This is a genomic window from Alteromonas sp. a30 (assembly GCF_026788005.1).
Taxonomy (GTDB): domain Bacteria; phylum Pseudomonadota; class Gammaproteobacteria; order Enterobacterales; family Alteromonadaceae; genus Paraneptunicella.
The window spans coordinates 205,223-218,698 of record NZ_JABEPE010000006.1 but is presented as its reverse complement, the minus strand read 5'-3'; the positions used below and the strand labels follow the sequence as shown (position 1 = coordinate 218,698).

At 41.6% G+C, this 13,476-nt stretch carries 13 protein-coding genes; 5 read left to right on the top strand and 8 right to left on the bottom strand.

Translation table 11 applies throughout. The annotated features are described in order from the left end of the window. Window positions 1–428: 428 nt before the first annotated feature. Entirely contained in the window at window positions 429–953 is a 525-nt protein-coding gene (locus HJG39_RS08485) for a gamma carbonic anhydrase family protein (protein ID WP_268408484.1), read from the top strand. Between the two features lie 45 nt (window positions 954–998). On the opposite strand, the gene aroE is transcribed toward HJG39_RS08485, so the two are convergent. From aroE to HJG39_RS08450, 7 genes are all read right to left on the bottom strand, one after another. Next, window positions 999–1,820 (bottom strand): shikimate dehydrogenase, encoded by an 822-nt coding sequence (gene aroE / locus HJG39_RS08480; protein WP_268408483.1) that lies wholly within the window; start codon window positions 1,818–1,820, stop codon window positions 999–1,001. Then, window positions 1,821–2,750 carry an oxygen-dependent coproporphyrinogen oxidase gene (hemF, locus tag HJG39_RS08475; protein ID WP_268408482.1) on the bottom strand — a complete coding sequence of 310 codons (930 nt, stop codon included), beginning with the start codon at window positions 2,748–2,750 and terminating at the stop codon, window positions 1,821–1,823. It abuts the gene before it with no gap. Next, on the bottom strand, window positions 2,750–3,304 hold the full coding sequence (locus HJG39_RS08470) for a Sua5/YciO/YrdC/YwlC family protein (protein ID WP_268408481.1): 555 nt from the start codon (window positions 3,302–3,304) through the stop codon (window positions 2,750–2,752). The genes hemF and HJG39_RS08470 overlap by 1 nt, the downstream gene beginning before the upstream one ends. Before the next feature lie 59 nt (window positions 3,305–3,363). Next, a complete protein-coding gene (locus HJG39_RS08465) occupies window positions 3,364–3,930 on the bottom strand; it encodes a DNA topoisomerase family protein (protein WP_268408479.1) in 567 nt (188 codons plus the stop codon). Between the two features lie 72 nt (window positions 3,931–4,002). Then, a complete protein-coding gene (locus HJG39_RS08460) occupies window positions 4,003–4,479 on the bottom strand; it encodes a DUF494 family protein (protein ID WP_268408478.1) in 477 nt (158 codons plus the stop codon). A 4-nt stretch (window positions 4,480–4,483) separates the two neighbouring features. After that, a complete protein-coding gene (gene dprA, locus HJG39_RS08455; RefSeq protein WP_268408476.1) occupies window positions 4,484–5,641 on the bottom strand; it encodes a DNA-processing protein DprA in 1,158 nt (385 codons plus the stop codon). Between the two features lie 41 nt (window positions 5,642–5,682). Further along, entirely contained in the window at window positions 5,683–6,756 is a 1,074-nt protein-coding gene (locus HJG39_RS08450; protein ID WP_268408474.1) for a LysM peptidoglycan-binding domain-containing protein, read from the bottom strand. 218 nt (window positions 6,757–6,974) lie between these two features. On the opposite strand from HJG39_RS08450, the gene def reads away from it, so the two are divergent. The 4 genes from def to trkA all read left to right on the top strand — a co-directional run bounded on the left by def (window position 6,975) and on the right by trkA (window position 11,190). Beyond that, window positions 6,975–7,478: a peptide deformylase gene (gene def, locus HJG39_RS08445; protein ID WP_268408473.1), complete on the top strand. Its 504-nt coding sequence runs from the start codon at window positions 6,975–6,977 to the stop codon at window positions 7,476–7,478. An 83-nt stretch (window positions 7,479–7,561) separates the two neighbouring features. Beyond that, window positions 7,562–8,452 (top strand): methionyl-tRNA formyltransferase, encoded by an 891-nt coding sequence (fmt, locus tag HJG39_RS08440; RefSeq protein WP_442781014.1) that lies wholly within the window; start codon window positions 7,562–7,564, stop codon window positions 8,450–8,452. Next, window positions 8,452–9,771, top strand: a complete 1,320-nt coding sequence (gene rsmB / locus HJG39_RS08435) for a 16S rRNA (cytosine(967)-C(5))-methyltransferase RsmB (protein WP_268408471.1) — start codon at window positions 8,452–8,454, stop codon at window positions 9,769–9,771. The genes fmt and rsmB overlap by 1 nt, the downstream gene beginning before the upstream one ends. 39 nt (window positions 9,772–9,810) lie before the next feature. Further along, window positions 9,811–11,190 carry a Trk system potassium transporter TrkA gene (gene trkA / locus HJG39_RS08430; RefSeq protein WP_268408470.1) on the top strand — a complete coding sequence of 460 codons (1,380 nt, stop codon included), beginning with the start codon at window positions 9,811–9,813 and terminating at the stop codon, window positions 11,188–11,190. A gap of 53 nt (window positions 11,191–11,243) precedes the next feature. Here the strand turns inward: trkA and HJG39_RS08425 are convergent, their stop codons facing one another. Then, window positions 11,244–12,695, bottom strand: a complete 1,452-nt coding sequence (locus tag HJG39_RS08425) for a TrkH family potassium uptake protein (RefSeq protein ID WP_268408469.1) — start codon at window positions 12,693–12,695, stop codon at window positions 11,244–11,246. Window positions 12,696–13,476: the final 781 nt, after the last annotated feature.

Here is a 13,476-nt window from a genome sequence, read left to right as displayed (position 1 = left end):
TTTCTTGGTTAGCACTCTTTTTTAGTGAGTGCCCACACAAATTGTCTATTGCAAATTGTTAAAGAACGTTTGCTTCGGCTTTTGGTTATGCCCGAAGCGGAGGCGCATTCTACGCCATCCCGCGTTTCTGTCAAGCGCTTTTTTAAATCTTTTTAAAAACGCTTTTCCTTGAATCGTTTTGAGACACTCCTTTTTCACTTTAGATAAGGAGGATACTTCCTGCCTTGTCTGCTGTGTGTCTCAGCGAGGCCGCGAATAATACAGACATGAATTTTGAGGTCAACACTTATTTAGAAAAAATCCGTAATATTTGTTTATTCGACGAGGAAACATACAATACGTAGTTTTTTGAAGCGTTTTATCTATTACAATGTCTCTATCTCCTAGGGATTTAATCATAGACCCTTTTACCAAAGCTTGAGAAATAAATGACGATTCGTAAATATAAAGGCATTGAGCCTAAATTTGGCAAAGCATGCTATATAGATGAAACCAGCGTTTTAGTTGGGGACATAACATGTGGGGATGATGTCAGCTTCTGGCCATTCGTTGCTGCAAGAGGTGACGTTAATAAAATCACAATTGGCGATAGGACCAATGTACAAGACGCAACGGTCTTACATGTCACCCGAAAAAGTACAAAACGTCCGAATGGGTATCCATTAACTATAGGCGATGATGTTACTATTGGTCATCAATGCATGTTGCATGGATGTACATTGGGCAATCGCATTTTAGTTGGTATGGGTGCCATTATCATGGATGGTGTTGAAGTAGGCGATGACGTCATAATCGGGGCCGGTGCCTTAGTTCCGCCAAATAAAGCATTAGAAGCTGGACACTTGTATGTTGGCAATCCATGTCAGAAAAAACGGAAATTAACGGAAGAAGAGATTTTGTTTCTAGCACAATCATCTTTGAATTATGTCGCGCTAAAAAATGACTACCTGTAGCGTTAAATTAATATAGAGCATGTGGGCTGCTTCACATATTTTGTATCAGCCCTTCTTCTTCAAAGCTTCGATAACAGGTTCTATCTCTGGCCGTACACCTCTCCATAAATAGAAACTTTCGGCAGCCTGTCCGACTAACATTCCCATTCCATCACTTACCTTAACCGATGGATTTTCTTTAGTTACTTTTTCTATAAAGGCAGTAGATTCAGCGCTGTAGAACATGTCATAGGCAAAAATCAATTTATCAAACAGTGAATCATCGATAGTTGGCACATCACCTGACACACTGGCAGAGGTACTATTAATGATGATTTGATAATCTTGATTGGGAATGTTACCAAAGCCAGAGGCACTTATATTTTGACAACTCGCATTTGCTGAAAAAGAGCTTATAAGCGATTTTGCTTTTTCTTCTGTTCTATTAGCTATGTGCAGATGCGAAATACCGGCTGAAAATAGAGGCGCTATGCATCCCCTTGCAGCACCACCAGCACCAAGCATCAAAACACGCCACTTCTCTAGTGGGCCAAACTGGCGAATTAAGTCATAAACCAACCCAACACCATCAGTATTGTCACCGATTAAACTTTCATTTTTTAGAAATAACGTATTAACCGCACCAGCCAACCTCGCTCGTTCAGTTAATTCGTTCGCAACGGAAAAGGCTTGTTCTTTAAATGGTAGAGTAACATTGGCCCCCTTCCCTCCTTCACCAAAGAATGATTTCACCACATCAAGGAAGTCCCCTTCGACCAAACACTTCTCATATACCATGTCTTGCTGAGTTTGTTGTGCAAACATATTATGGATAAAAGGAGAACGACTGTGCTTAATTGGGTTTCCGAAAACGACATAGCGATCCATTTATAACTCATCCTCACTTAATGCCAACCAATCTCTTGGGCGAAGGAACGAGTCATATAGCTTTGCTTCGGCAGATCCCGCCTCGGGAGAGTAGTTGTATTTCCACCTCGCTAACGGCGGCATTGACATCAAAATTGATTCAGTTCTACCACCACTCTGAATACCGAAAAGCGTCCCTCTGTCGTAAAGTAAGTTAAATTCCACATAACGACCACGTCGATACAACTGGAAATTCCGCTGCGCTTCAGTAAAAGCTTCATCCTTACGCCTCAATACAATTGGCACATAAGCATCTAAATACCCTTCACCAACCGCTTTCATAAAATCAAAGCTTCGCTCAAATCCCCATTCGTTAAGATCGTCGAAAAACAACCCACCTATGCCACGAGTCTCATTACGGTGCTTTAGGAAGAAATAATCGTCGCACCATGTTTTATATTTTGGGTACACCTCTTCACCAAATGGTTCACACAAAGACTTAGCCACTTGATGCCAATGCTTGGCATCGTCGAGGTAAGGGTAAAACGGTGTTAAATCGAAACCTCCACCAAACCACCAAACCGGTTCTTCACCTTCTTTTTCCGCAATAAAAAAACGCACATTCGCATGCGAGGTAGGCACATTCGGATTTTTAGGATGGATAACTAAAGAGACTCCCATTGCTTGAAAGCTTCGACCTGCCAGTTCTGGCCTAGAAGCCGTTGCAGAAGCAGGTAGTTGCCCACCGAATACATGAGAGAAATTCACTCCCCCTTGTTCAAATACATCTCCATCAGCTAACACCCGAGAAACACCACCACCGCCTTGATCACGGTCCCAGTCATCTGTTTCAAATTTAGCTTTACCGTCTACCTGTTCAAGCTTTTGGCAGATCTTGTTTTGCAATCCCAACAAGAAAGACTTTACTTCTTCAATATTAATTGAGGCCACTAGTTTCCCCTGATAATTTTTCCAGTTAAAGCATGGCGAATTTGGCTAGGTTTTTCTTCTCCACCTAACTCTCCATCGATGTATTCAACTTGATCACCAAATACTTTATATAATTCGCTTCTATTTTTAATTGCATCCTGCCCAGAGATATTCGCGCTTGTAGACACTAAGACACTATCTAATGATTTACATAAACCACTCACAACAGGATGTGCCGATACTCTTAAAGCAACAAGCTCTGAATTACCGCATATCCAATCTGGTACGCTTTTAGATTTTGGCACTAGCCAAGTAACAAACCCTGGCCAAGAATCAAGCACTTCTTTTTTGATACTGGGCTCAAGCTGAGACTCATCAATATATGAAGAAGCCCTTCCAAAAGAATCCGCTACCAAAATAAGCCCTTTTTCAACTGGGCGAGACTTTAAATCGAGCAACCGCTGCACAGCATTTTCATTTAACGGGTCACACCCCAAACCAAACACTGCCTCAGTAGGATAAGCAAATATTTTACCCTTTTGAAATAAACTTTTTAATTTTTCTGGATCATGCATATTCATACACTAAACAACATTTAAGAAATCGGATTAAAACGGGGTTGAGACAAGTTATCTTATTCAACTCTTTCTTTATGATGGCACTGCTTCTGAGGGCATTCTAATATACGCCCTTGTGAAGTATTCTTTTCAACCATAATAGGCCAATCACATTTTGGGCAAGTGCGCTTCACAGGGGGGGAATTCAAAATATACTTACATTTGGGATAACCATTACAAGCAAAAAAGCTTTTACCAAACTTATTTGTTCTTGCGACTAAATGCCCTTCTTTGCAAACAGGGCACATTATTTGGGTATCGTCAGATTTGTTAATTGGTTCGTGGTGATGGCATTCGGGGAAATGAGTACAGCCAATGAATAAGCCATATCTCCCCTTTTTAATTACTAATATTCCCCCGCACTCAGGACACTCAGAGCCTTCAATTTCTTTGATGACCTCTGGGCTTGGCAGATGGCTAAGCGTCTTTTTATAATCGCATTGGGGATAATTTAAACAACCGATGAAGGCGCCGTTTTTGCCTCTTTTAATCCCTAGTTCTCCGCCACATTCAGGACAGTGACCAAAGGCTTCTTTCAGCGCCGTTTTTGTTCCAGTAAATAAGGAGTGATCAATTTTTGACAACGGTATTACCTAATCAATAACAATGCCATCAAGGACCTTACGCTATTGACCAATGTAACGTTCCATTCGTCTTTAATGCAATGGCCCTTCTGGCATTTCAAATAGCAAGTCTTCCATCTGAGCGTAGGCGTTTTCTTTCCCAGGTACATTGAATAACACCATAAGAACGACCCACTTAAGATCTTCTAAGCAAAACTCACTTGAATCAATTTCCATAACTCGATCTATCACCATTTCCCTTGTTGTGGAATCAAGTACATTAACTTGCTCCAAAAACATCAGGAAACCGCGACACTCTACGTCTAATCGAGCTTCTTCTTCCGCAGTATAAATGCGCGTGACAAGGGCCGCTGGGCCTTTAGTTAAATAGGGGTTGATGTCAGTTTCTTGAAGCTCTGCTAATTTTTCAAGCCACTCTAAGGCCTTGAAAATTTCATCATGATGAAAACCGGCTCGAATTAGTTCATCGGTAAGCTCATCTTGATCAACGCGGAACTCAGTCTCGTTATGAATAAAGTTCTCAAAGAGATACATGAGGATGTCAAACATATTTTTAGTCCCCTAATTTGACGTAACCTCCAGGTACAGAGGATACCAAACCGCGCAGCTCATACTCTAATAATCGAGTTAACACCACTGAAATTGGGAGCCCGCTACGCCTTGCTACCAAATCGACTGACGTGGCCTCATAGTCAACACTATCTAACAATGGGTCTAAAGCCAAGCTTTGATCTTCACTTTTTTGTATATTTTTACTAGGTTTGCTCCCTTGTTTATTGGTGAAGAATGAAAATTCCTCAAGTATGTCTCCTACACTTTCTACCAATTTAGCACCTTGTTTAATCAAATGATGCCCCCCTTGTGTCAATGGATTATTGACGCTACCGGGAATAGCAAACACTTCTCGATTTTGCTGAAGTGCGTAGTAAGCAGTAATTAAAGAGCCACTTTTTATTGCAGCTTCAACGACTAGAGTGCCGAGTGACAAACCACTTACCATCCTATTTCGCCTAGGAAAATGATGTGAAAGTGGACGAGTTCCCGGCAAAAACTCGGAAACAATGCAGCCACCTTGATTGACGATATTAGCAAAGAGAGCGTTATTTCTTTTCGGATAACACACGTCAATACCTGACCCCAAGACAGCAATAGTATTTGCGTCATTCGCTAGTGCGCCTTTGTGTGCAAAACTATCAATTCCCAACGCTAAGCCACTGGTAACTCCACAGCCTAATTCCGTTAGAGCTTTTGCAAAATCAAATGCCAAACGCTTTCCAGCTTCCGTCGGATTGCGACTGCCAACAACGGCTAACTGAGGCTGATGTAAACGTTCTACATTTCCGACACCATAAATGACTAGAGGCGGAGACGATATTTCACGGAGAGAGTGAGGGTATTTAGGGTGGTGATAAGTTAGGGCAAAATGTCCTGAATCTTGGCTCAACCAATTTTGCACCCGTTCAATATCTTGGTTCGGGAACTGCTTAATTGCTTGGATTTGCTCCTCATCCAAACCTAAGCCCTGTAACGTATCATCACCTAGCCTGAAAATATGCTCAAAATCGAACTCACAAAACTCAGCCAAGCACTTTAAACGCATTTTGCTAAAGCGAGGCACCAAAGAAAGAGCTATCCAATATGGAAGCCAGCTCTTTTCTTCAGAAGGATGGAAAGGGAAAAAACGTCCTGAATTCTCGGGAATGATACTCAAAGCCATCTCCTTATGACATAGATTAACAGCGGATGCTTGTTTTATGGTTTCGCGACGATAGCTCCATTACGTACTATACGAGTGGCCGAGGCGATCAAAGCAAAACTTGTTTTCTCAAAGGTTTTAAAAACTATCAATTCACCCACTTTCAACGCAGGCTGTGAAACTATATTGCCCCAGATAGGAGGCTGTAGCCCTCTATCGTTTTTGTACGATGGTGGCGACTCGGCGATGATGTCAGGGCCTTGCATATAAATACCCATCACCATACCTCGCTTCACTTCACTTTCTCCTAAATCTAAAACAACAACGTCATATTTACCAAGGAGAGTATGAGGGTGAAGACTAGATACTATTTTCCCAACTTGTTCTGTTGCAGAAGTAAAAGAAACAACTTCATCAGGAATCATTTCAGTTATTGGCAATAATTTATCACCTCGCTTAACTTCAAAATTAGCATCGACAACATTAACCAACATTTCACGGTCTAAACCTACATTTAGCAGTTCTGCATCAGCAACATGTCTCACCTTCACCCCTAGGCTTTCATCGTCATCATCTACGATTACGCCCTCCATGCGAACAATGCGGTACAAATTTACTTCATAATGAGGTTCATACCTCCCCAAAATAAGATCGCCAGAAGCAAAGCGAACAGCACCATCTTGATTTCCAAGTACATAAGGCAGCTTTTCATATTCATCAAGAGGCATAATCAGGTCATTTTCTATATAAGATTGAACTAACGACCACGACAATAGCGGGATTGATTGTCCTTGCTTTTTGTCTTTTTTAACGCTCGGTTGCAAATGAATAACGGGCTTATCTCGACCTGATACATCTAGCACCAGCTCGGGTTCTCCTCTTTCGTTATAACGCAAAGAAATAACATCACCGGGATAAATCAAGTGCGGATTTTGAATATGAACATTGTTGCGCCAAAGATCGGGCCATTGCCAAGGCTTATCCAAATAAATACCAGCTATATCCCAAAGCGTATCGCCCTTTTCAACCGTATAGCGCTGTGGTGCTGAAGTTTTGACGTCTATAGCCAATACAATTGATGAATGTAGCAACAACATAATAAACCACACACCTGTGATTACTTTGCTCAAGTAAGCTCCCCTTAAAACGCTGCCAATTTCTTGCTTATCAGTTAGAATAGCGCCAAATAAAAAGGTTTGAATACTTCTGTATTATCTCAAGTATGCTCTTTGATACTTCAAAGGCCTTTAATTTAGTATTGGGAACCCTTATTTAATCAATGAGATGGCTTTACGACATACGTTCGTGTTTCCATACTTTTAGCGAAAACTAGGCGGTTACATCTATTATGGCGTTATTAAATGTACTTACATTTCCCGACGAGCGACTACGCACAGTAGCAAAACCTGTTGAATCAGTAGATGCTCGTATCAAGCAGATTGTTGACGATATGTTTGAAACAATGAAAGAAGAAAGTGGCGTTGGTTTGGCAGCAACACAAGTAGATATTCACGAACGAATCGTTGTGATGGATGTTTCAGAAGATCAAAACCAACCCTACGTAATGATCAATCCTGAAATTACTTATAAGGAAGGCTCTGTCATCAGCGAGGAAGGGTGTTTATCAGTTCCCGGTAACTACGCAAAAGTTGAACGCGCCGCCAAAATTAAAGTAAAAGCCTTAAATAAAGAAGGTGAAGAATATGAATTTGAAGCCGAAGGCCTGTTAGCTAAATGCGTTCAACACGAACTAGATCACCTAGAAGGCAAGCTATTCGTCGACTACCTTTCACCACTTAAGCGCCAAAGAATAAAAAAGAAATTAGAAAAAGAAGCTAAGCTTCGGAGCTAATTTTACGCCAAATCGTTAGTAGAGGAAATTAGGTGCAATCACCACTCAATATTATCTTTGCAGGAACACCTGAGTTCGCCGCAATGCATTTACAGGCCTTATTGGATTCAGAGCATAATGTTATTGCTGTTTATAGCCAGCCAGATCGTCCAGCAGGCAGAGGCAAAAAGCTTAAGGCCAGCGAAGTTAAACAACTTGCCTTAGAGAATGACATCCCTGTTTATCAACCAACATCATTAAAAAATGATTCCGCACAATCCGAGTTAGCAGCGTTAGATGCTGACATTATGGTGGTGGTTGCCTATGGCCTGATTCTTCCTAAAGCCGTCTTAGAAACACCTAAACTCGGTTGTTTAAATGTGCATGGGTCTTTACTCCCAAAATGGCGTGGAGCTGCGCCGATTCAACGTTCTATTTGGGCGGGTGACGATGAAACTGGCGTCACCATTATGCAAATGGATGAAGGTCTAGATACCGGTGACATGCTACTCAAAAAATCGATTCCTATCGAAGCCACAGACACCAGCGCCAGCCTTTATCACAAACTTGCGGAAATAGGCCCTCAAGCTTTAGTTGAAACACTAAATAACTTAAACAAACTAACTCCTGAGCCACAAAATAACGAGCTAGCTACCTATGCGAAAAAGCTCTCCAAGGAAGAAGCACAAGTTGACTGGTCACTTACCGCAACCCAACTTGAACGCAGTGCGAGAGCGTTTAACCCATGGCCAATGAGCTTCTTCGTATATGAAGAACAAAATATTAAAATTCATGAATGTGAAGTTGTTGCTTCTTTATCAGGCGATTCTCCTGGCACGGTATTAGAAGTATCCAAAAACGGAATTTTAGTACAGACAGGGCAACAAGCTTTACGTCTAACAAAAATTCAGCTTCCCGGCAAAAAAGCATTGGCTGTCAGTGATATTCTAAATGCCAAGAAAAATTGGTTAACCCCGAATACGCAGCTTTCATAGTGAACAAATCAAATAATAAAGGCACATTACGTGCGCTCACCGCTCAAGTTCTTTATGCTGTTCTTGAACAAGGTCAGTCTTTACGCGATTGCCTTCCAAAGTTCCAAGATCAAGTTGAAGAAAAAGACAGAGCGTGGATGCAAGAAATGGTTTTTGGCGTACTCCGCAATGTTCCATTATTGCAATACTGGTTAAGACAACTGCTCAATAAGCCTTTAAAGGGACGACAAAAAATTGTTGAGCATCTTTTAATGTTAGGTTTCTATCAAATCGCGTACTCAAGAGTCCCCGCTCACGCTGCGGTTTCCGAATCGGTGGATGCAACCCAAGCGCTTGGCAGCCATGCACTGAAAGGTTTAGTCAACGGCGTACTTAGAAATTTCATTCGTGAGAATGAGCAAGACGATGTGCCAGAGCAACCACATATAAAAGTGGGTTTACCCAAGTGGTTATATAAAAAGCTCAGTGGATATTACAGCGATTCATTTGACTCACTCCTTGAAGGAATGAAAACTCGCCCGCCGCTTTGGTTGCGAGTGAATCGCCAGCAAACATCTCGCGATGAATATCTCGACACACTGAAAACTCAAGGATTTTTAGACGCAATATCTGTATCAACCTTACCTACTCATCCCGACGCGATAATCCTTGAACGCTCCACTAATATTCGCTCGCTCCCGGGTTATGACCAAGGCTGGTTTTCTGTTCAGGATGGTGCAGCCCAACTGGCAGCCCAATATTTACAAGCTGAAGATGGCGAACGTATATTAGATGCATGCTGCGCACCGGGTGGAAAAACCAGTCATATTCTTGAGCTATCACCCAATATTCAATCTTGTTTAGCACTTGATAACGATCAATACAGACTGCAAAGAGTAGACGAAAACCTAAAACGCTTAAAGCTGAAGGCGAGCGTGAAATGTGCCGACGTATCAACGCCAGAGTCATGGTGGGATGGCACACCATTCGACAGAATATTACTCGATGCTCCCTGCTCTGCTACAGGCGTTATTAGGCGCCATCCAGATATTCTCTGGTTGAGGAAAGGCAGCGACATTGAAGCACTTGTTACTTTACAAAAGCAAATACTTGAAGGACTTTGGACTACATTAAAGAGCGGCGGCACACTGTTGTATGCCACTTGTTCAGTTCTGCCTGATGAAAACGACGATCAAATTCGCGCATTCCTAGCTACTCATGCAGACGCCTCAATTGTACCACTTGAACCAGATCGCCCAGAAAATACATACGGTAGGCAGATCTTACCCAATGAAAGTGGTATGGATGGGTTCTATTATGCAAAACTGCTAAAGTCCTAAAAAGCAGATGATTTATACAGAATAAAACCTGGTTAAAAGATGAAAATAATAATCCTAGGTGCGGGTCAGGTTGGCGCTACACTTGCCGAAAACCTTGTTGGTGAAAAAAACGAAATCACTATTATCGACAGTGACTCAGTAAAATTGCGCTCTTTGCAAGATCGATTAGATTTGCAAGTGGTCACTGGCATTGGTTCTCATCCAGATGTTTTGAAAAAAGCCGGCGCAGAAGATGCAGACATGCTCGTAGCTGTTACCAACAGTGATGAAAGCAACATGTTAGCTTGTCAGGTTGCCTACAGTTTATTTAAAACCCCAACCAAAATCGCTCGAATTCGATCAGAGCAATACATCATTTACGAAAAACAGCTTTTTAAACATCAAGACGTACCTGTAGACCATCTCATCGCTCCAGAGCAACTAGTAACCAATTCCATTAAGCGTTTAATTGATTACCCCGGTGCTTTACAGGTTGTTGAATTCGCAGAAGGCAGGGCTAGCCTTGTAGCGGTAAAAGCCTATTACGGTGGATTACTTGTGGGTCACGCGTTATCGGCGCTCAAAGAACACATTCCAAATGTCGATACGCGAGTTGCGGCGATTTATCGTCGTGGTAAGCCGATTCGTCCACTAGGTACAACCGTTATTGAAGCGGATGATGAGGTCTTTTTTATTGCGGCAACAAAGCACATTCGCGCAGTAATGAGTGAGCTTCAAAAATTAGAAAATAGCTACAAGCGCATTATGATTGCAGGTGGAGGTTTAATCGGTGCAGGATTAGCAAAACAACTTGAACACGATCACCATGTTAAACTAATCGAATATAGTGAAGAACGAGCTCGCTACCTTTCCGCACAACTGGATAAAACCATTGTTTTTAATGGTGACGCATCCGATCAAGAATTGTTATCAGAAGAGCATGTAGAACAAATAGATGCGTTTTTAGCGGTGACGAACGACGATGAAGCAAACATTATGTCAGCCATGCTAGCAAAACGAATGGGAGCCAAAAAAGCAATGGTATTAATTCAACGCAGTGCATACGTTGATTTAGTACAAGGAGGCGAAATCGACATCGCATTCTCACCACAACAAGCTACTATTTCCGCTCTATTAACTCACATTCGTCGAGGCGATATTGTTAATGTGTACTCACTACGCCGAGGGGCAGCAGAAGCCATAGAGGCTATCGCGCATGGCGACAAAACAACATCTAAGGTTGTTGGCAAAGCAATTTCTGAAATTAGGCTACCACCGGGCACCACTATTGGTGCAATAGTACGTCAGGAAGAGGTACTTATCGCTCATAGCAGCACGATTATTGAAGCGAACGATCATGTCATTATGTTCTTAGTCGACAAGAAATATATTAACGATGTGGAAAAGCTGTTCCAACCAAGCGCCCTATTCTTTGGCTAATGATATTTTGGTATGCGCTTGCCTTTTGGCGCAATAGGAAAAGCATAATGAGCTTAACTGCGCCAGAAGGTTGGAGAAAATAGAACAAGCAAAGAGAAAACCTCTAAACGTCCAAAAAGCATGGCTAAAATCATAAACCACTTACTAGAGTCACCAACATACGCATAAGTTCCAGATACCTCTCCCAACCCTGGGCCAAGATTATTCAGCATGGCGGCGGTTGCGGAAAATGCGGTTAAGTCGTCCATACCGGTAGCAATTAAGCCTATCATGATGACAACAAAAATTACCGCATAAGCAGAAAAGAAGCCCCAAACAGCTTCAACAACTCTGTCAGGTAATGCTCTATCTCCTAACTTAACTGCATAGATGGCTTTAGGATGGATCAAGCGATCTACCTCACGCTTACCTTGCAAATACAGTAGTAATACTCGGATAACTTTTAAGCCGCCACCAGTGGAACCTGCACAGCCGCCAATAAAGCTGGAAAAGATCAATAAAATAGGCAAAAACACTGGCCAAGCGGAAAAGTCGGTAGTGGCGAACCCTGCGGTGGTGGATATTGAAACCGCTTGGAACAAAGCTTGATCGAAAGCCGTTTCGGCAGAATCATAATAATTGAATGCCACCAACACCAAGAAACAAACCAAAACAATCGCCGATTGCATAAAGAAAAAGGCTTTAAGCTCAGGATCGGCAAAATAAGCTTTTATATTTCGGCCAGTAATTGCAGCGTAGTGCAGCGCAAAATTTAACGCAGCAATCCATAGAAACACCACACACACTAAATTAATTGGCGTTGAATCAAAATAGCCCATACTGGCGTCATAGGTGGAGAAGCCACCAATTGCAATAGTCGAAAATGAATGACATATCGCATCAAACCAATCCATTCCAGCAACCCAATACATCACAGAACAAGCAATTGTAAGGGACAGATAAATATACCAAAGATGCTTAGCTGTATCCGCTATTCTTGGCGTCATTTTAGAGTCTTTAACAGGCCCTGGCGTTTCAGCCCGATATAGCTGCATTCCACCAACCCCAAGGATAGGAAGGATAGCCACGGCCAAAACGATGATTCCCATGCCTCCTAGCCACTGCAATTGTTGACGGTAAAATTGAACGGCTTTAGGTAGAAACTCAATGCCCTCTATAACCGTGGCACCTGTTGTTGTTAGCCCAGAAAAAGATTCAAAAAAAGCATCCGTAATGCTCATTCTTGGTTGATCCATCAGCACTAAAGGCAATGCACCAAAACTGGCTAATACAACCCAGAATAATGCAACAATGAGGAATCCCTCTTTCGCACGTAGATCTTGTTTGGCATGGCGATTTGGGTACCAGATGGTCGTCCCAGTGAACAAACACAACAAAAAGGCGAGAACAAAGGGTAAGCCTCCCCCGTCTTGAAAAATAAGTGACACAATCGCAGGTGGCATCATAGTGACACTGAAGAGAGCGACCAAAAGCCCCAAAATCCGTATGATGGAACGATATTGCATCAACTGTTACCTTAAACTCACTTTAATCGGTGTTTGTTTCTTCTCTAGGGACGCCACATCAGTAATTAAGAAGTGCAGCCTGTGCTCTACTATGCGTGAGCAAAGCCAGACCATTATGCGCTTTTAACCACCGAAAATAAAACATGTTTACTTTGCTCGTATCATTTCCCTCAGTGTTATCGCATCGGAAGAAAAGTTATTAAAAATAATGCTTAAAATACACTCAAAAAAATATATAGTAATTTTTCGCTACGTGACTGGACAGATGCTTAAATTGTAGTCTACTTTTGATAGACTGAACTTTTTACCCTGCCTGTATAAATTGTTTAGATTGAGTCAGGATGATAGTTTGTACTTACTTACGTCTTTATATTTCATGAAACTGTCTAAAGTAATAGGACGATAATAAAAAAGAATAGAAAAAACCTGTTACCCGATTTTATCTATGCTATCCTACGCGGCCTTTTTAAGGCTGTAATCGAAGATAAGCATGTGTTTATACACAATCTTAATCATTTGGTTAAGCCAAATTTAGAAAACTTATTCACAAGATAGGTATTTGTTTTATATTGAATTTTTAGATTTAATGCACAAAACAATTCAACCTAGGTTTTTTCTATCTGCTCTTTTTTCAACAAACTTATCCACAAGTTTTTCTAGCAAACTTTTCTTGAGATTGCTTCACACTTATTAGCCAATTATCGATACAATAATCGCATCAACATTATGATTGTCATTTTGACTAAATGGCGCCCTGTTAATCCACACACAAAAACACATT

Coding starts and splice junctions, on each gene's coding strand:
- HJG39_RS08485 (WP_268408484.1), top strand. CDS start 429: ATGACGATTCGTAAATATAAAGGCATTGAGCCTAAATTTGGCAAAGCA.
- aroE (WP_268408483.1), bottom strand. CDS start 1,820: ATGGATCGCTATGTCGTTTTCGGAAACCCAATTAAGCACAGTCGTTCT.
- HJG39_RS08470 (WP_268408481.1), bottom strand. CDS start 3,304: ATGCATGATCCAGAAAAATTAAAAAGTTTATTTCAAAAGGGTAAAATA.
- HJG39_RS08460 (WP_268408478.1), bottom strand. CDS start 4,479: ATGTTTGACATCCTCATGTATCTCTTTGAGAACTTTATTCATAACGAG.
- def (WP_268408473.1), top strand. CDS start 6,975: ATGGCGTTATTAAATGTACTTACATTTCCCGACGAGCGACTACGCACA.
- fmt (WP_442781014.1), top strand. CDS start 7,562: ATGCATTTACAGGCCTTATTGGATTCAGAGCATAATGTTATTGCTGTT.
- trkA (WP_268408470.1), top strand. CDS start 9,811: ATGAAAATAATAATCCTAGGTGCGGGTCAGGTTGGCGCTACACTTGCC.
- HJG39_RS08425 (WP_268408469.1), bottom strand. CDS start 12,695: ATGCAATATCGTTCCATCATACGGATTTTGGGGCTTTTGGTCGCTCTC.